This is a genomic window from Holophaga foetida DSM 6591, from assembly GCF_000242615.2.
Taxonomy (GTDB): Bacteria; Acidobacteriota; Holophagae; order Holophagales; family Holophagaceae; genus Holophaga; species Holophaga foetida.
The window spans coordinates 686,427-702,467 of sequence record NZ_KI912268.1 but is presented as its reverse complement, the minus strand read 5'-3'; the positions used below and the strand labels follow the sequence as shown (position 1 = coordinate 702,467).

Annotated in this window: 12 protein-coding genes, 1 tRNA gene and 1 pseudogene; 5 read left to right on the top strand and 9 right to left on the bottom strand. The window is 61.8% G+C overall.

The annotated features are described in order from the left end of the window. Window positions 1–36: 36 nt before the first annotated feature. A complete protein-coding gene (locus tag HOLFODRAFT_RS0203055) occupies window positions 37–2,037 on the bottom strand; it encodes a sigma-54-dependent Fis family transcriptional regulator (protein WP_043486016.1) in 2,001 nt (666 codons plus the stop codon). A gap of 250 nt (window positions 2,038–2,287) precedes the next feature. Between HOLFODRAFT_RS0203055 and HOLFODRAFT_RS0203050 the strand changes: the two genes are divergently transcribed. The 4 genes from HOLFODRAFT_RS0203050 to asnB all read left to right on the top strand — a co-directional run bounded on the left by HOLFODRAFT_RS0203050 (window position 2,288) and on the right by asnB (window position 9,347). Further along, complete coding sequence (locus tag HOLFODRAFT_RS0203050) at window positions 2,288–4,198, top strand: NADH-quinone oxidoreductase subunit NuoF (RefSeq protein WP_005032669.1); 1,911 nt, start codon at window positions 2,288–2,290, stop codon at window positions 4,196–4,198. Window positions 4,199–4,231: 33 nt separating this feature from the next. Continuing rightward, window positions 4,232–5,995, top strand: a complete 1,764-nt coding sequence (locus tag HOLFODRAFT_RS0203045; RefSeq protein ID WP_005032667.1) for an NADH-dependent [FeFe] hydrogenase, group A6 — start codon at window positions 4,232–4,234, stop codon at window positions 5,993–5,995. Further along, window positions 5,992–6,537 carry an NADH-quinone oxidoreductase subunit NuoE gene (gene nuoE, locus HOLFODRAFT_RS0203040; protein ID WP_005032664.1) on the top strand — a complete coding sequence of 182 codons (546 nt, stop codon included), beginning with the start codon at window positions 5,992–5,994 and terminating at the stop codon, window positions 6,535–6,537. The genes HOLFODRAFT_RS0203045 and nuoE overlap by 4 nt, the downstream gene beginning before the upstream one ends. A gap of 1,106 nt (window positions 6,538–7,643) precedes the next feature. Further along, window positions 7,644–9,347, top strand: a complete 1,704-nt coding sequence (asnB, locus tag HOLFODRAFT_RS0203035) for an asparagine synthase B (RefSeq protein WP_005032662.1) — start codon at window positions 7,644–7,646, stop codon at window positions 9,345–9,347. Window positions 9,348–9,486: 139 nt separating this feature from the next. Here the strand turns inward: asnB and glpX are convergent, their stop codons facing one another. The 8 genes and pseudogenes from glpX to HOLFODRAFT_RS0203000 form a co-directional block, all read right to left on the bottom strand. Continuing rightward, window positions 9,487–10,455: a class II fructose-bisphosphatase gene (gene glpX, locus HOLFODRAFT_RS0203030; RefSeq protein ID WP_005032661.1), complete on the bottom strand. Its 969-nt coding sequence runs from the start codon at window positions 10,453–10,455 to the stop codon at window positions 9,487–9,489. A 54-nt stretch (window positions 10,456–10,509) separates the two neighbouring features. Continuing rightward, the gene (gene cutA / locus HOLFODRAFT_RS0203025) at window positions 10,510–10,839 is read right to left on the bottom strand and encodes a divalent-cation tolerance protein CutA (RefSeq protein ID WP_043486012.1); all 330 of its coding nucleotides are present in this window, start codon (window positions 10,837–10,839) and stop codon (window positions 10,510–10,512) included. Window positions 10,840–11,028: 189 nt separating this feature from the next. After that, window positions 11,029–12,273, bottom strand: a complete 1,245-nt coding sequence (locus HOLFODRAFT_RS0203020; RefSeq protein WP_005032658.1) for a NupC/NupG family nucleoside CNT transporter — start codon at window positions 12,271–12,273, stop codon at window positions 11,029–11,031. Between the two features lie 154 nt (window positions 12,274–12,427). After that, a complete protein-coding gene (locus HOLFODRAFT_RS0203015) occupies window positions 12,428–12,886 on the bottom strand; it encodes a MarR family winged helix-turn-helix transcriptional regulator (protein WP_005032656.1) in 459 nt (152 codons plus the stop codon). A 31-nt stretch (window positions 12,887–12,917) separates the two neighbouring features. Beyond that, complete coding sequence (locus HOLFODRAFT_RS25205; RefSeq protein WP_244432594.1) at window positions 12,918–13,109, bottom strand: hypothetical protein; 192 nt, start codon at window positions 13,107–13,109, stop codon at window positions 12,918–12,920. 90 nt (window positions 13,110–13,199) lie between these two features. Next, window positions 13,200–13,667: pseudogene (locus HOLFODRAFT_RS25700) on the bottom strand (DUF4405 domain-containing protein); the annotation flags it as partial. Between the two features lie 155 nt (window positions 13,668–13,822). Further along, window positions 13,823–13,899: transfer RNA gene (locus HOLFODRAFT_RS0203005), tRNA-Pro, on the bottom strand. A 35-nt stretch (window positions 13,900–13,934) separates the two neighbouring features. After that, window positions 13,935–14,348: a DciA family protein gene (locus tag HOLFODRAFT_RS0203000; RefSeq protein ID WP_005032651.1), complete on the bottom strand. Its 414-nt coding sequence runs from the start codon at window positions 14,346–14,348 to the stop codon at window positions 13,935–13,937. Between the two features lie 113 nt (window positions 14,349–14,461). On the opposite strand from HOLFODRAFT_RS0203000, the gene HOLFODRAFT_RS0202995 reads away from it, so the two are divergent. After that, window positions 14,462–16,030: a peptide chain release factor 3 gene (locus HOLFODRAFT_RS0202995; protein WP_005032649.1), complete on the top strand. Its 1,569-nt coding sequence runs from the start codon at window positions 14,462–14,464 to the stop codon at window positions 16,028–16,030. Window positions 16,031–16,041: the final 11 nt, after the last annotated feature.

The window sequence follows — 16,041 nt, the reverse complement described above, 5'->3', positions numbered from 1 at the left end:
CTTATTCTCGCCTCTGTGCTCTCTGTGCTGAATCTTTTATATCCCAAGCCGCGCCATCTTCCGGTAGAGGGTGTTGCGGGCCAGGCCCAGCGCCTTGGCGGCCCGTGAGACGTTGTTCTCGTGCTCCTCCAGGGCCTTCATGATCTCCACGCGGGCTTCCCGATCGAGGGACTCCCTGAGCTCGCTTCGCTTAGCCAGGGGGGGCGGGGAGGCCGGGGCGCTGCCTGGCTTGGGCGCCATCTGTCGCGGGGAAGGCCGGAGGATCTCCTCCGGCAGATGCTCGATCCTGATGGGGCCTTCCCGGGAGGCCTGGAGGATGCGTTCCACGGTGTTCTGGAATTCCCGGATGTTGCCGGGCCATGGGTAGGCCTGGAGGGGGGGGATGATATCCGGATCCACGGGTGGGTGGGGTTTCTGGCCCTGGTTGGCCAGAAAGGCTTCGAGCAGGAGGGGGATGTCCTCGATGTGCTCCCGCAGGGCCGGAAGGTGGATCGGCCTGACGTTGAGGCGGTAGAAAAGGTCTTCGCGGAAGGTGCCCTTCTGGACTTCGGCTCGCAACTCCTTGTGGGAGGCGCAGATGATGCGCACATCCACCGTGAAGGGGCGTTCCCCGCCGAGGCGGGTGACAGTCCGGTCCTGCAGGACCCTGAGGAGGGCTACCTGCTGGTCAAGCGGCATATCGCCGATCTCATCCAGGAAGAGCGTACCGCCGGCGGCGAGTTCGAACTTGCCCGGGCGTCCCCCCTTGTTTGCGCCGGTGAAGGCGCCCTCCTGGTAGCCGAAGAGCTCGCTGGCCAGCAGTTCCCGGGGGATGGCACCGCAGTTGATGGCGATGAAGGGGCCCGTCGCCCGGTCCGAGAAGTTGTGGATGGCCTGGGCGAACATCTCCTTGCCCGTGCCGCTTTCCCCGGAGAGCAGCACGTGGCTGTCGTCCGAAGCGGCGTGTCTGGCCAGCTCCAGGGCCTTCTGGAGGGCTGGACCGCGCCCCAGGATGTTCTCGAATCGGAAGGTTGCCTCCGAGCCGCTGTAACGATTGATGAGGCGGCGCATGCTCTGGATGGGATGGACCGAGAGCACCGCTCCCTGCTGCTGGCCCTGCTCATCGAAGATGGGGCGGCCGCTGGCGACGCAGACGATGGGGCGCTCCCACAGGGTCAGTTCCAGCTCCTGGTCCTGCAGTTCCACTCCGGAGTGGAGCAGCATGCGCAGCGGGTCCATCCGCTTCATGTGCTGGCAGAGGTCCAGTCCCGTGGCCTGGTGGTTGGACATGGAAAGCAGGCGCTCCCCGGCAGGGTTGATCTGCTGGATGATGCCCTTGGAGTCCAGGACGATGATTCCATTGCTGGCCGCCCGGAGGATGCTGGTGATGTGAGCATTGAGCATGGTCAGTTCACAGTTCCGCTGATAGATCCTGCACTCGTTCTCGATCGCCTGCACCGCGGCCACCACCATGCCGAGGGTGTGGATGTGGGAGGTGTCGATGGGCCCCATGAGTTCCAGGACGCCTGTGATCTGGCCGGACTCGTTCCGGATCGGGGCACCGGAGCAGGTCCAGGCGTGGTATTTCCGGCAATAGTGCTCGCGGCCGGCGACCTGGATCGGGCGTCCCAGCAGCAGGGCCGTGCCGACTCCGTTGGACCCCTCGTCCTTTTCCGTCCAGCGGGCTCCAGGCTGGAAGTTGATGTGAGGTGCTGCCCTGAGGGTTTCGGCGTCTCCGACCGCCTTCATCAGGATTCCGCGCCCACTGAAGAGGAGGACGACGGAACCCGAACCTGCCACAAAACTGTGCACCTTCTGCATGAATGGCGTCGCGATGCGGATCAGTTCAGCCTTCTCCTGCAGAAGGGCCGTGAGCTTGGCTCCGGTCACCTGCTGTTCCGGCTTTTCGGCGAATGGGTCTATCCCCCACTCCTTGCAACGGTGCCAGGAATCGGCGATTTCCGCTCGGAGCGCTTCCTTGGGGAACACCTCCCCCGTTCGGATGAAGTGCTCCCAGACCTGGGCCAAACGGTGCTGTCTGCGAAGCGATTGTGCCATGGTGTCATCCGTGTGTTCCAAACTGTTCCATTTATGGGGCATGTGGAGACAGTAAATCAAGAAGGGAAATCCTGTGATGGGTGGTGGATGATTTACAAGACTATCAAATGCAGTCTTTATGCGTTTCACAATAAATGGCGTGAGCTTTGCTTTGGAGAAGTGACTAAAGGATTTGCCACGGTGTGACACGACTTGGGCGTTGTCCGCAGTGTGTCTGATTGGAAATTGATTTATTAACCACGGAGTTGGCATGCCTAGCCCTGTAACAGACTTCTTTGAATCGCTGAGGGATCGAGCCCATTCAGCTTTGGCCGGGGGTGGCAAAGCGGGCAAGGTCACCATTCAGGTCGGATCTGCGACCTGTGAACACGCTGCGGGTTCGCTGGATGTCCTGGATGAGTTCACCAAGCACATCCAGTCTTCAGGTTCGGATGGCATCGTGATCCACAAGACGGGCTGTACCGGAAGGTGCAGCAAGGAGCCTATCGTGGGGATCTTCATTCCCGGTCAGGCGCCCGTCAAATACGAACGCGTGAACCGGGAACTGGTACACGAGATCTTCACGAAGCACATCCAGAAGGGGATTCCCCTCCCCGAGCATGCCCTTGATGGTTCGCTGGATCGCAAGGATGGGCCGGAGAAGTCTGGCAAGACCTCGATCTCGAAGCATTTCTCCGACATGTATGGCGATGTGAGCTTCTTCACCGCCCAGAACCGGGTCGCCATGCGCCATAGCGGGGTCCTTGATCCTGAGAGCCTCGAGGAATACATCTCCCTCGACGGGTTCAAGGCCCTGGCCACGGTCCTCTCCAAGAGTGATCCCGAGTGGGTCATCAACGAGGTCCTGAAGGCCCGGCTGCGGGGCCGCGGCGGTGGTGGATTCATGACGGGCCAGAAGTGGAAGTTCGCCTCGCAGAACGAGGAGAAGACCCGCTACATCATCTGCAACGGGGACGAAGGTGATCCCGGCGCCTTCATGGACCGGGGCATGCTCGAGTCCGATCCCTTCAGCGTGCTGGAGGGCATGATCATCGGGGCCTACGCCATCGGTGCCGGCAAGGGCTTCTGGTACATCCGGGCCGAGTATCCGCTGGCCATCAAGCGGATCCAGAACGCCATCGATCTCTGCAAGGCCGCTGGCCTCCTGGGCAAGGACATCATGGGCTCGGGCTGGGATTTCGAGATGGAGATCCGCTTGGGCGCTGGCGCTTTCGTCTGCGGGGAAGAGACGGCCCTGATCCGTTCCATTGAGGGCGAGCGGGGCCAACCCAAGGTCCGTCCCCCCTTTCCCACGACCCGTGGCCTCTGGGGCAAGCCGACCTGCATCAACAACGTAGAGACCTTTGCCAACATCACAGCCATCATCAACCACGGCGGGGAGTGGTTCGCCAGCGTGGGTACCGAGGAGAGCGGGGGCACCAAGGTCTTCGCCCTGGCAGGCAAGGTGAAGCACACCGGTCTCGTGGAGGTGCCCCTGGGCACGCCCCTGCGGGATGTGGTGTTCGGCATCGGCGGCGGTGTGCAGGATGACAGGCCCCTCAAGGCTATCCAGACCGGCGGGCCCGCAGGGGGCTTCATCCCCGCCTCCATGGACACCCTGGCGGTGGACTTCGGCCCCCTGTCCAAGGTGGGCTCCATCATGGGTTCCGGGGGCATGATTGTGCTCTCCGAAGATGACTGCATCGTGGACATCTCCAAGTTCTATCTCTCCTTCACCCAGGAAGAGAGCTGCGGCAAGTGCACCCCCTGTCGCGAGGGCACGACCCGCATGCTCGAGATCCTGGAGCGGATCACCGGTGGTTCGGCGGTTCTGGAGGACCTGGACAAGCTGGAACGGCTCGCCAGGCTCTGCCAGCAGACGGCCCTCTGCGGGTTGGGCCGGGCGGCACCCAACCCCATTCTCAGCTCCCTCAAGCACTTCCGGGAGGAATACATTGAGCACATTGAAGGCAAGACCTGTCGGGCCAAGAAGTGTGTGGCCATGATCCATTTCGAGATCAATGCGGAAGCCTGCATCGGCTGTACGGCCTGCGTCCGGAACTGCCCCGTCAACTGCATCGCCGGGCAGCGGAAGGAAGCCCACTCCATCGACCAGAGCCGCTGCGTCAAATGCGGACAGTGCTTCGATTTCTGCCGCTTCAACGCGGTCGAGCGCAAGTAAGTCGCCCTCCACGCCGATCACCTGGGAAACAGCATGATGACCAAACAAACAATCAACCTGACCATTGATGGGACCCCGTTGCAGGTGCCTGCCGGGACCACCGTCATGAAGGCTGCCGAACGCCTCGGCATCCATCTTCCGCGCCTCTGCTACCACCCCAACCTGAGCCTGGAGGGCGCCTGCCGCGTCTGTGTGGTGCAGGTGAAGGGCTTCAACCACTTCATGACCGCCTGTAGCCAGGAGGTCTGGGAGGGGATGGCGGTCCAGACCAACAGCCCCGAGATCCGGCAGGCCCGCCGCGACATCGTGGAACTGCTGCTGGACAACCACCCACAGGATTGCCAGACCTGTGATCGTGACGGCAACTGCGAGCTCCAGCGCCTGGCCTACCAGCTGGGTGTGCGGGAACGCCTCTTCGAGGGCAAGAAGAAGGAGTTCCCCACGGACGAAAGCAGCAAGTCTGTGATCCGCAACCCCTCGAAGTGCATTCTATGCGGGCGCTGCGTCCGGGTCTGCGCCGAAGTGCAGGGCGTCGGCAACCTCAGTCAGCACGGCCGGGGATTCAACACGGTCGTGGGTCCCGCCAACCTCTGCAACATGGACGAGTCCGTCTGCATCCAGTGCGGCCAGTGTGTGGCCGTCTGTCCCACCGCTGCCTTCCTGGAGCAGGACCACACCGAGCGGGTTTGGAAAGCTCTTGCTGCGGAGAAGAAGCACGTCGTGGTCCAGGTGGCTCCCGCCATCCGGGCAACCCTGGGCGAGATGTTCGGCCTTCCCGTGGGGACCCCCGTGACCGGCAAGCTGGTGACGGCCCTCCGGCGTCTGGGTTTCGATGAAGTCTTCGACACCAACTTCGGCGCGGATCTCACCATCATGGAGGAGGCCACGGAGTTCCTGAGTCGGGTCTCCAAGGGCGAGAACCTGCCTCTGCTCACTTCCTGCAGCCCCGGCTGGGTGAGCTTCCTGGAGAAGTTCTACCCGGAGATGATCCGCTTCACCTCCACCTGCAAATCCCCCATGCAGATGACCAGCGCCCTCATCAAGTCCTACTACGCGGAGAAGAAGGGGCTGGATCCCAAGGACATCTGTGTGGTGGCCATCATGCCCTGCGTGGCCAAGAAGTTCGAGGCCGGACGGCCCGAGCACACCATGGCCAACGGCGACCCGTACACCGATGCGGTCCTTACCACCCGCGAACTGGGCTGGATGATCAAGTCCTACGGCATCGACTTCAATGTCCTTCCGGAAGGTGAGTTCGACCGTCCCATGGGCATCTCCTCGGGCGCTGCCGATATCTTCGGTGCGACGGGTGGTGTGATGGAGGCCGCCCTGCGCACCGCCGCTGTCAAGTTGACGGGCGAGGAACTGGGGCCCCTGGAATTCGCCGAGGTTCGTGGCGTGACCGGCATCAAGGAAGCCACCATCAAGATCAACGGCATGGAGATCAACATTGCGGTGTCCAACGGCCTGAACAACGCCAAAAAGCTCCTGGAATCCATCAAGTCCGGGGAGAAGAACTACCACCTGGTGGAGATCATGGCCTGCCCCGGCGGCTGCATCATGGGGGGTGGCCAGCCCTATCCCCCGGTGTATCAGGATCCCATGGATCCTGAAATTTCCAGGGCCCGCGCCAAGGCGCTCTACGGCATCGATGCCCAGAAGCAGCTGCGCCGCTCCCATGAAAACCCCGCCATCGCCCATCTCTATGCGGAGTTCCTTGGCGAACCCAATGGCGAGAAGGCCCATCAACTTCTGCACACCACTTATCAGGCCCGCAGCCCCAGGGGGATTCGGTGAATCACCAGACTTCGACGACCGACAATTGGGAGGCCATCCGGGCCGCCTGCCTTGATGTGCTCCCGGCGCACATCATCGCCTTCATCGAGCAGAATCAAGATATGGAGCACTCCGAGGGGCAGCTCATCGCCGTCCTTCATATGGTCCAGGCCCATTTCGGATTCCTCGGGCAGGACACCATGCATGCCGTGGCCCAGCTGGCCCAGATTCCGCTCGCGAAGGTGACCGGGGTGGCCACTTTCTACCACTACTTCCGGCTCCAGCCCCGTGGAAAGCACATGATCAACGTGTGCCTCGGCACCGCCTGCTATGTGAAGGGTGCTGAAAAAGTTGCTCAGCGGCTCATGGACGAGCTGGGCATCCACTTCGGGGAGACGACCAGGGATGGCCTCTTCTCGCTGGACAGCACCCGCTGCCTGGGCACCTGCGGCCTGGCGCCGGTGGTGATGGTGGACAACCAGGTCTTCGGACCCCTGACCCCCACGGATGTCTCCGTACTCCTCGCCAAATACGTCAAGAAAGAGAAGGTTGCCGCCGAGTAGTTCCCCTGGCGGCACGCCCATACCCCTTCCGTGAAGCAGCGCTCAAAACCGTGAAACGCCTCCCTCCGGGGTGGGCTGCGGAAAGGGCCGTGCTTCATGGAAGGGCTCTTTGATGTTGGCGTTTACGGATTTGTAAGCGGCGACCCCCGCCATGGAATAGGAACGGTGGGAAAAGCAGAACCGGCCGCGGATAAATTGGATAAACGCCGATAAAGAAGTGGTCTACGGGCGGGGCACCTGGGCCTGCCCCGCGACGCGGGGGCGGACGGCGAAGCCGCCCGCGTTCAACAAGGGAGAGGGAGGCTATGGCACGCATACGTGCCTCCGCCTCCCTCTCCCTTGTTGAACCAGTCCCAGGTGCCCAGGTGGACTTCTCTGATCTGTGTGCATCCAGTGCATCTGAGGCTGAAACTGCCTTTGCTTCTCCTGGAACGGGGAGATCAAGCTTCGCAACGGCGATAACCTGGTCTTCCTTTATCCGCGTGCATCCAATTTATCCGCGGCCAACATGCTTTTCTCCTCGGGGAAAGCACGATCCGTGGCTCTCGAGCTGAACGGCTACTTCTTGGTGAAACTTGGTGCCCTTGGAATCTTGGCGGTGGAAGTGCTTTTCGGAATGATATTTTTAGACAATTGTTCTGACTTTAATGTGATGTTTGACGCATTTATTGGGGAATGCAGTTGCTTGCAAAGGTTGATTGGTAAAAATTAATAATTTGTAATCAATGGCTCGCAAGGGCGATCTGGCCCGCCCCGCTATGCGGGGACGCGCGGCAAAGCCGCACGCGTTAAGGAAGGGCAAGGGGGCTGTGGCACATAGGCGTGCTTACGCCCCCTTGCCCTTCCTTAACCTGGCCAGAGCGCCGAGCCTTCTGTCATCGGCTTTTCATCCCTTTCATCCGTGCGCATCCCAGCTCATGTCTTTTTCGGCTGAGTAAAGCCGATAATTGGATTTTATTATTGTTATAGGTGGATAGGCCTGCTTGGGGAGCCCGTAATCGGGTTTGATGCCTCATTGTCCGTAGCTTTCTCGGGACATTCCCGCCATTGAAAGGTATCCTGGGAGTTTATTCCTGGAGTTGATCCAGGACGCTTTCGGAGGAACCATGTGCGGCATTCTGACCATTCTCAATATCGATCCCGCACGGTCCAATCCCAATGAGCTCCGGAAGGTGGCCCTGGCCATGGGCCGGAAGATCCGTCACCGCGGTCCCGACTGGAGCGGCATCTGGGCCTGTGACCGGGCCATCCTGGTGCATGAGCGCCTTTCCATCGTGGACGTGGAGCATGGCGCCCAGCCCCTGGTGGACACCATGAATGGCAATGTTCTGGCGGTGAACGGCGAGATTTATAACCACAAGGAACTGCGGAAGCAGCTTCATGAGACCCATGATTTCCAGACCAACTCTGACTGCGAGCCCATTCTCTATCTCTATGACGAGTTTGCGCCGAAGGACTTCCTGAACCGGATGAACGGCATCTTCGCCTTTGTCCTCTACGATCCCAAACGGGATACCTTCCTCATCGCCCGGGATCCCGTCGGCGTGATCCCCTTGTATGTGGGCTGGGATCGCCAGGAGAACATGTACGTCTCCTCGGAGATGAAGGCCCTGGTGGGCCACTGCGAGCGCATCCAGGAGTTCCCGGCGGGCCACTACTTCCTGGGCCACGAGGCAGACAAAGGCTTCCAGAACTACTACGAGCCCAAGTGGGCTGAGCCCGGCTTCTACCCCACCACGCCTTACGACCCGGCGGTGTTGCGGGACGCCCTGGAAAGCGCCGTCAAGCGCCAGCTCATGTGTGACGTGCCCTACGGCCTCCTGATCTCCGGAGGGGTGGACAGCAGCATCATCGCCGCCATCGCCGCCAAATACAGCCAGAAGCGGGTGGAGGAGGACGAGCAGTCTCCCTCCTGGTGGCCCCGGATGCACAGTTTCGCCGTGGGCCTCAAGGGGGCTCCGGACTTCGCCCCGGCCCGCAAGGTGGCAGAGTACATCGGCTCGGTGCATCACGAGATCACCTTCACGGTGCAGGAGGGGCTGGACGCCCTCTCTGACGTGATCTACCACCTGGAGACCTTCGACATCACGACGGTGCGGGCTTCTACGCCCATGTATCTCCTGATGCGGAAGATCCACTCCTTCGGCATCAAGATGGTCCTGTCCGGCGAAGGCGCCGACGAGATCTTCGGCGGCTACCTCTACTTCCACAAGGCCCCCAACGGTCGGGAACTGCACGACGAAACGGTCCGCAAGCTCGAGAAGCTGCATCTCTACGACTGCCTGCGAGCCAACAAGACCAGCTCCGCCTGGGGTGTGGAGGCCCGGGTGCCCTTCCTGGACCGCGAGTTCCTGGACGTGGCCATGATGATGGACCCCGAGGCCAAGCTGCCCCGCAACGCCGACTACCCCCGGCCCATCGAGAAGTATCCCCTCCGCAAGGCCTTCGACGGCTACATCCCCGACGAGGTGCTCTGGCGCCAGAAGGAGCAGTTCTCCGACGGGGTGGGCTACTCCTGGATCGATTCCCTCAAGGCCTACGCCGAGAAGGAGATCTCGGATGGCATGATGGGCGGCGCTGCCCACCGCTTCCCGGTCAAGACCCCTGAGACCAAGGAAGCCTACCTCTACCGCCAGCTCTTCGAGCAGCACTTCCCCAGCGCCACTGCGGTCAACTGTGTGCCCCACGAGAAGAGCGTGGCCTGCAGCACCCCCACGGCCCTGGCCTGGGATGCGTCCTTCCAGAACATGGTGGATCCCTCGGGTCGCGCCGTGGCTGGGGTGCATGACGAGGCCTACAAGCAGAAGTAAGCGTCGCCTCTGAAAAGAGAGGGCACGGAGGGAAAGACCCCGTGCCCTCTTGGATTATCGTTATGACATAAACAGCTGACCCAAGAAAAGAGGCCTCCCAGGGGGGAGGCCTCTTTTCTTGGCGGGAAACCCAGAAGGGTTAGAACCTCACCGTCACCTTGTCGCCGCTGGTGACGTGCACCGTATCGATGAAGCGGACACGGCGGGGGTTGAAGTTCAGGATGAGGCTGCTGGTGCGGATACCGTCGCCAAAGGAGCGGACTCCGTTGAGAAGGTTGCCGCTGGTGACACCGCAGGCCGCGAAGATGATCTGATGGCCGGGGGCCAGATCCTCGGTGAAGTAGATGCGGTCGAAGTTCACGCCCATCTTCTCGGCCTTGTCGCGGCTGGCGGTGTTGCTGTCCGTCAGGAGGCGGCCCTGGATTTCGCCATTGAGGCACTTGAGGGCGGCGGCGGAGAGGACGCCCTCGGGAGCGCCGCCGATGCCCATCACGGCATGGACGCCGGTGCCGGAAACGGCGGCGGAGATGGCAGCACTGAGGTCACCGTCCCCGATGAGCTGGATGCGGGCACCCGCCTTGCGGATATCCCCGATCAGTTTCTCGTGTCGTGGGCGCTCCAGCACCACCACGGTCAGATCCGCCACCTTGCGGTTCAGGGACTTGGCAATTTCCTGGAGGTTTTCGCCCACTTCGGCATCCAGGCTCACCTTGCCCTTGGCCTGGGGTCCCACCACCAGCTTCTCCATGTAGAGATCGGGGGCGTGCAGGAGGCCACCCTTGGTGGAGGCGGCCAGCACGGCGATGGCGTTGGCTGAACCTGTGGCGCAGAGGTTGGTGCCCTCCAGGGGGTCCACCGCGATATCAATGGCGGGGCAGCCTGCGCCGCGGCCCAGCTTCTCGCCCACATACAGCATGGGGGCCTCGTCCCGCTCCCCTTCGCCGATGACGATGGTGCCGTCCATCTGGATCTCGTCCATGGCCTTGCGCATGGCCTCGACGGCCAGCTGATCACTGTGCTTGCGGTCCCCATGCCCAATGCTCCGGGCGCAGGCGATGGCAGCCTGTTCGACGACGTGAAGGAATTCACCGGTCAGTTGTTGTTCCATGGGGGCTCCTTCCGAGGGGATCGGGTAGGGGTTTTGAGGTGATATATGAAGTGCTCAGGCCAGGTTCTGCTCGTCTCGGACGATAGCCTGTCTGATCCATTCCTGGAAGGGGGCAGAGGCCGCTTCGACCGGAACCATGAGGATTTCCGGAACCTCATAGGTGTGCAGATCCGTGATGGTCCTGGAGACATCCTCGAACTTGTCGCGGGTGGTCTTGATCATCAGCATGACCTCTTCGTCCAGGTGCGTTCCGCCCTGGTAGTAGTAGTAGCTCTTGATGCTGGGCAGGATGTTGACACAGGCAGCATAGCCCATATCCACGAGGGCCGAGGCGATCGTCAAGGCCGTCTCCTCGCTCCCGCATGTAGTGAAGATCGTGCACACATCGGTCACGGACAATGCTCACCCCCGGCAATCACCGTCCCATAGTGTGCCACGGCTTGCGGATTCGCCCAAGGGGCAGGAGTTGCGGAATAGGCTTCCGGTTTCACGACGGCATGGATTTTTCGGCCGCATGCCATTCCTCTGCTCGTTCGGCTCTCGGATCCGCGGGCTTGCTACGCGAGGTCCGTGTCAATACAGCATTCCGGCCATGGCACCCGTGATCAGGGTGGCGAGGGTGCCGGAGAGGATGGATCTGATTCCCAGGGAGATGATCTCGTTCCGGCGCTCAGGGGCCATGCTGCCAAGGCCGCCGACCATGATCCCGAGGCTGCCGAGGTTGGCAAATCCGCAAAGTGCGTAAGTCATGATGAACCTGCTCCGCGGGCTCAGGGCTTCTGTGGAGAGTTTTGCCATATCCAGATAGGCGATCATTTCGTTGAGAATGGTTTTGGTGCCCATGAGTGCCCCGGCCGCCGGGGCTTCCTTCCAGGGGATGCCGATGAGCCAGACCACCGGTGCCATGATGTAGCCGAGAAGGCCCTGGAGGCTCACGGGCTTGCCGAACAGGGGGGGGAGCAGTCCCAGCAGTCCGTTGGCAAGGGCGATGAGGGCCACAAGCACGATGAGCATGGCTACGACGTTGATGAGGAGAGCAACGCCCTCGGTGGTGCCCAGGGCAATGGCATCAATGGAGCTTGTTGCAGGTTGGGGCGGCGTGAGCTTGCCCTCGGTGGTCCTACCCGTCTCGGGCACCATGATTTTCGAGACCACGATCGCAGCGGGGATGCTGATGATCGACACGATGAGTATGTGCCCGATGGCATCCGGCACGGAGTTCCGCAGAACCGATGCGTAGAGCACCATCACGGTTCCTGCGATGCCAGCCATGCCGCAGCTCATGGTGATGAAGAGCTCGCTGCGGGTCATTTCCTTCAGGTAGGGCTTGATGAAGAGCGGCGATTCAACCATGCCGAGGAAGATGTTGGCCGCTGCGCTCAATCCCACGGCTCCGCCGACCCGGAGCGTCTTCTGGAAGAACCAGGAGAAGACCCTGACGAGGACCGGGAGGATCCGCCAATAGAAGAGCAGGGACGAAAGGGCGCTTATGACAAGCACAATCGGCAGGGATTGGAGGGCGAAGACAAAGCTCGAGCCCGGGGATTCCTCGCTGAAGGGCAGGGGGCCACCACCGAGATAGCCAAAGACAAAGGAGGTCCCCGCCCTGGTCGACTCTTCCAGGAGTCCCACCCCCCTGTTGAGCAGGTAGAAGACCTGGCGGGCGAAGGGAGCCTTGAGCATGATGAAGGCCAAGGCGACCGTGACGGCGAGGCCTAGGGCCGCCTCGCCGAACTTGACCCCTTTTCGGTTCTCGCTGAGCAGCCATGCGAAGAACAGGAGCACGAAAATGCCGGATACGGGTTGGAGGATGGACATAATCACCACGATATCCCAAGCCTGAGCCTCCGGTTCTGCAGGACTGCGCCTTCTGTGCCGCGTGAAGTTCAGGGGAGGCCCATCCAGGGGATACGGTTCCCGCTCCTCAACCGCAGGATCGTGATGGTTCCTGCGTGAAGCCTGACTCCAAAGGCTATCCTTCCAGAAATTCGCGCAGTTGACCTAGAACACGAGCCGCAACGGCAAGCTCATCGGGGTTGAGCCGCTTTGCCAGCGCTTCCTCCAGTTTGTGGCTCCGGTCGTGGAATTCTGAGAAGAGAATCGCTCCCTTTTCACTCAAGGTGATGTAACTGCGGCGCCCGTCACGCGCATCGGTGGATCTTTTGACGAGCCCTTCCTGCTCAAGGTCACGCACCTGACGAGTTACGGCGGCGGCGTTGATGTTGAGCTGACGGGCCAAGTCCATCACACCCATTTCGCGGTCACTCACCGCCAGCAGGCGCATCACTCCAAGGCGAGCCAAGGGAGTGCCGACTTCGCGAGAGAACGCAGCCATCAAGACCTGATGCGTGCGCACGATCTCTCGCAGCAGGTGCGGCTCTCCGCCTGAATGGTCCAGTCCTTTTCCCATCTGTTCGGCACGTGTGTTCATGGGGCGATTTCCACATGTTTCATGGCACACGTCAACGATTGCCGCGCCGCTGAGCGCGAGAGATGAAACGCGGAACCCGTTGCGCGATGTGAAGAATCAGAAGGATCGTCAGCGGAAGCGCCAACTTGTCATGCACCTCAACAAGCATGAATCGGAGGTGGGGGGAGCCGCCGAGCAGGGTCAGTCCCCATGGCACCAGCCCCGTGATGGCGACGAACAGCATGAGGACCGTGAGCCAAAGGAGTTGAGGGTGACCGGAAGGGCTCCCCCGCCGCAGCAGGCGTGCGTACCAGGAACGTCGGAGGATGACGTGCTGGATGAGGAGCAAGGAAAAGATTGTGATTGCGACTTTATGAAAAAGCCCCCACTGGGGCTTGTCCAGCCCCCAGACGGTAAGCGCCGGTAAATCAGATGGGTGTATCGACGCCCTCACCGTCCGGGATGCGGCGCCCAGGTGGAACCCCACCTGGATCGCGAGTCCTGAGATGGCGGTCGCCAGGCCACTTACGAGGAGGGCAATGTTCGCCAGGGTGCCAACCGGGTTCAAGGTTCTCGCCTTGGTCCCCTGGGGCTCGGAGGCTGGTGTGATCGCTCCATACTTGCACTGGCGGATGCATGCACGGCATCCGGTGCACCTTTCGGGTGCGCTGATGCACACGTGTTTGTGCCACGGAAGATCGATTTTCCTGAAAACCCGATTCTTGCAAACGTCGAAGCACTTCCAGCAGGCGCTGCATTGGTGTGCCGCGAGGCGGATATGGTCAGTCTCCTGAAGTGGCATGCTCCCTCCGGTCCAAGTTGCCTGGGAGATTGTTTGACATAGTCATTGACTGTGTCAAGTATTATGGCGCCCTGCTGTGCTCACCGCATCTGGTGGAGGTTCGAATCCTCTCGCCCCGACAGATACAAAAATGGACGGCTTTTGCCGTCCATTTTTGGTCGGGGCGAGAGGATTCGAACCTCCGACCTCTCGGTCCCGAACCGAGCGCTCTACCAGGCTGAGCCACGCCCCGAAAGATCCGATCGTACCTTGCTCTGCGAGCTTTGTCTAGCCTTCCTTCCTGCGCTGGCGCAGGAGTTCCAGCACTGCCAGGAGGGGATCCTCGTCTTTTGGCGGCAGGGGGGCAGCCGGAGGCGGTGGGGGGTCGCAGGGGACAATCTCAATCCGCTGGAGGTCCAGCTTGAGCATTCTCTTGATCCTCTCCTGGACCTGGGGCCATGTGGCTTCGGCGGAGAGGCGCAGATTCTGGATGGCACTCACCTGCCAGCAGCCCACGAGCAGTATGCCGGCGCGCACTCGCAGCAGGCGGGTGTGGTTCATCAGCAGCGGGCCCACGATCAGGGGCCAAGCCCGGCGCAGGCGCTGTTCCATCCGGGCCTCGACGGCCTCCCGGCCCTTCAGCCCCGCTTCCCGGATGGGAGACAGGCCTTTGGAGCGGAAGCGGGAACGGGGGAAGGACATGGTCAATCTGAATGATGACATATTGGCGATGCCCCTCGGGGCGGGCATCGCCAAACGTGCTAGAATCCTCTACTGAGCGGCCGACCGGCCGCTCCCTTTTTGTGGCGTCCAACATGGCTCTTGTCGACGAAATCCAGAAAAGGCGGACCTTCGCCATCATCTCCCACCCGGACGCGGGCAAGACGACCCTGACGGAGAAGCTGCTGCTCTACAGCGGCGCCATCGACCGGGCTGGCTCGGTGAAGGGTCGCGAAGGTTCAGGCATGGCCCAGTCGGACTGGATGACCATCGAGCAGGAGCGCGGCATCTCTGTGACCTCTGCCGCCATGCAGTTTGAGTATCACGACCACATCATCAACCTGCTGGACACGCCGGGCCACCAGGACTTCAGCGAAGACACCTACCGGGCCCTCACGGCGGCGGATAGCGTCGTGATGCTTCTGGACTGCGCCAAGGGCGTGGAAGAGCAGACCAAGAAGCTCTTCCGGGTGGCGAACGAGCGCAAGCTCCCCATCTTCACCTTCGTCAACAAGCTGGACCGGCCCGGTCGCGAACCCATCGAGCTCATCGACGAGGTGGAGGAGCTCTTCGGGCTCCACGCCGTGCCCATGACCTGGCCCATCGGCTCCGGCCCTGACTTCAAGGGCGTCTATGTGCGCGCCACGGGGCAGATCCAGGTCTTCGAACGCACCAAGGCCGGGCGGAAGGCCCGGGTGGCAGGGCAGGGAAGCCTGGATGATCCCGAGATCGCCTCGCTCCTCACCGCGGGCGAACTCCAGCAGCTCAAGGAGGATGTGGAACTGATGGACCACGTCCTGCCCAGCTTCGATGTGGAGGAGTTCCTGGCGGGACGCCAGTCCCCCCTGTTCTTTGGATCGGCTCTCAACAACTTCGGCATCGCCGAGTTTCTGGACGAGTTCCTGGAGATGGCCCCCTGTCCCCAGGGGCGACCCCTGGCCAATGGTGGAGAAGTCAAGGCCGAGCAGCCCTTCACGGCCTTCGTGTTCAAGGTGCAGGCCAACATGAACAAGGCCCACCGGGATCGCGTGGCCTTCGCCCGCATCGTCTCGGGACACTTCGAGCGGGGCATGGACGCCCTTCACGTGCGGGAGAAGAAGTCCATCAAGCTCAACTACCCCCACATGTTCTTCGGGCGGGAGCGGCAGATCGTGGACGAGGCCTATCCCGGTGACATCCTGGGCCTCATCAATCCCGGCATGTTCCGCATCGGCGATGTGCTCAGCGCCTCGGGTCCCCTTGAGTTCCACGCCGTGCCCCGCTTCTCGCCCGAGCAGTTCAGTGGCGTGCGTCTGGCGGACCCCGGAGCCCGGAAGGGATTCCTGAAGGGGCTTCAGCAGATCGCCGAAGAAGGAGTGGTCCAGGTCTTCTGGCCCAAGGGGGGCGCACCTCTGCCCATCCTGGGGGCCATCGGTCGCCTCCAGTTCGAGGTGCTCCAGCATCGCCTCAAGGACGAATACGCCTGCGCGGTGCTCATGGAACCCCGGGGCTTCCAGATGGCCCGCTGGATCGAGGGCGGCTGGCCAGAGCCCAGCCGCTACTGGGGCGAACTGGTGGAGGACAGCGAGGGGAACTCGGCCATCCTCTTCGAGAACGACTGGCAGCGGCGCACCACTGCCGAAAAGTGCCCGGACCTCCAGTTCCACCCCCACCCCCCCAAGTAGACGCTTTCGTT

Excerpts from the sequence above, each read along its gene's own strand:
- HOLFODRAFT_RS0203055 (WP_043486016.1), bottom strand. The coding sequence starts at position 2,037 with ATGGCACAATCGCTTCGCAGACAGCACCGTTTGGCCCAGGTCTGGGAG.
- HOLFODRAFT_RS0203050 (WP_005032669.1), top strand. The coding sequence starts at position 2,288 with ATGCCTAGCCCTGTAACAGACTTCTTTGAATCGCTGAGGGATCGAGCC.
- HOLFODRAFT_RS0203045 (WP_005032667.1), top strand. The coding sequence starts at position 4,232 with ATGATGACCAAACAAACAATCAACCTGACCATTGATGGGACCCCGTTG.
- asnB (WP_005032662.1), top strand. The coding sequence starts at position 7,644 with ATGTGCGGCATTCTGACCATTCTCAATATCGATCCCGCACGGTCCAAT.
- glpX (WP_005032661.1), bottom strand. The coding sequence starts at position 10,455 with ATGGAACAACAACTGACCGGTGAATTCCTTCACGTCGTCGAACAGGCT.
- HOLFODRAFT_RS0203020 (WP_005032658.1), bottom strand. The coding sequence starts at position 12,273 with ATGTCCATCCTCCAACCCGTATCCGGCATTTTCGTGCTCCTGTTCTTC.
- HOLFODRAFT_RS0203015 (WP_005032656.1), bottom strand. The coding sequence starts at position 12,886 with ATGAACACACGTGCCGAACAGATGGGAAAAGGACTGGACCATTCAGGC.
- HOLFODRAFT_RS25205 (WP_244432594.1), bottom strand. The coding sequence starts at position 13,109 with ATGCTGTTCGTCGCCATCACGGGGCTGGTGCCATGGGGACTGACCCTG.
- HOLFODRAFT_RS0203000 (WP_005032651.1), bottom strand. The coding sequence starts at position 14,348 with ATGTCCTTCCCCCGTTCCCGCTTCCGCTCCAAAGGCCTGTCTCCCATC.
- HOLFODRAFT_RS0202995 (WP_005032649.1), top strand. The coding sequence starts at position 14,462 with ATGGCTCTTGTCGACGAAATCCAGAAAAGGCGGACCTTCGCCATCATC.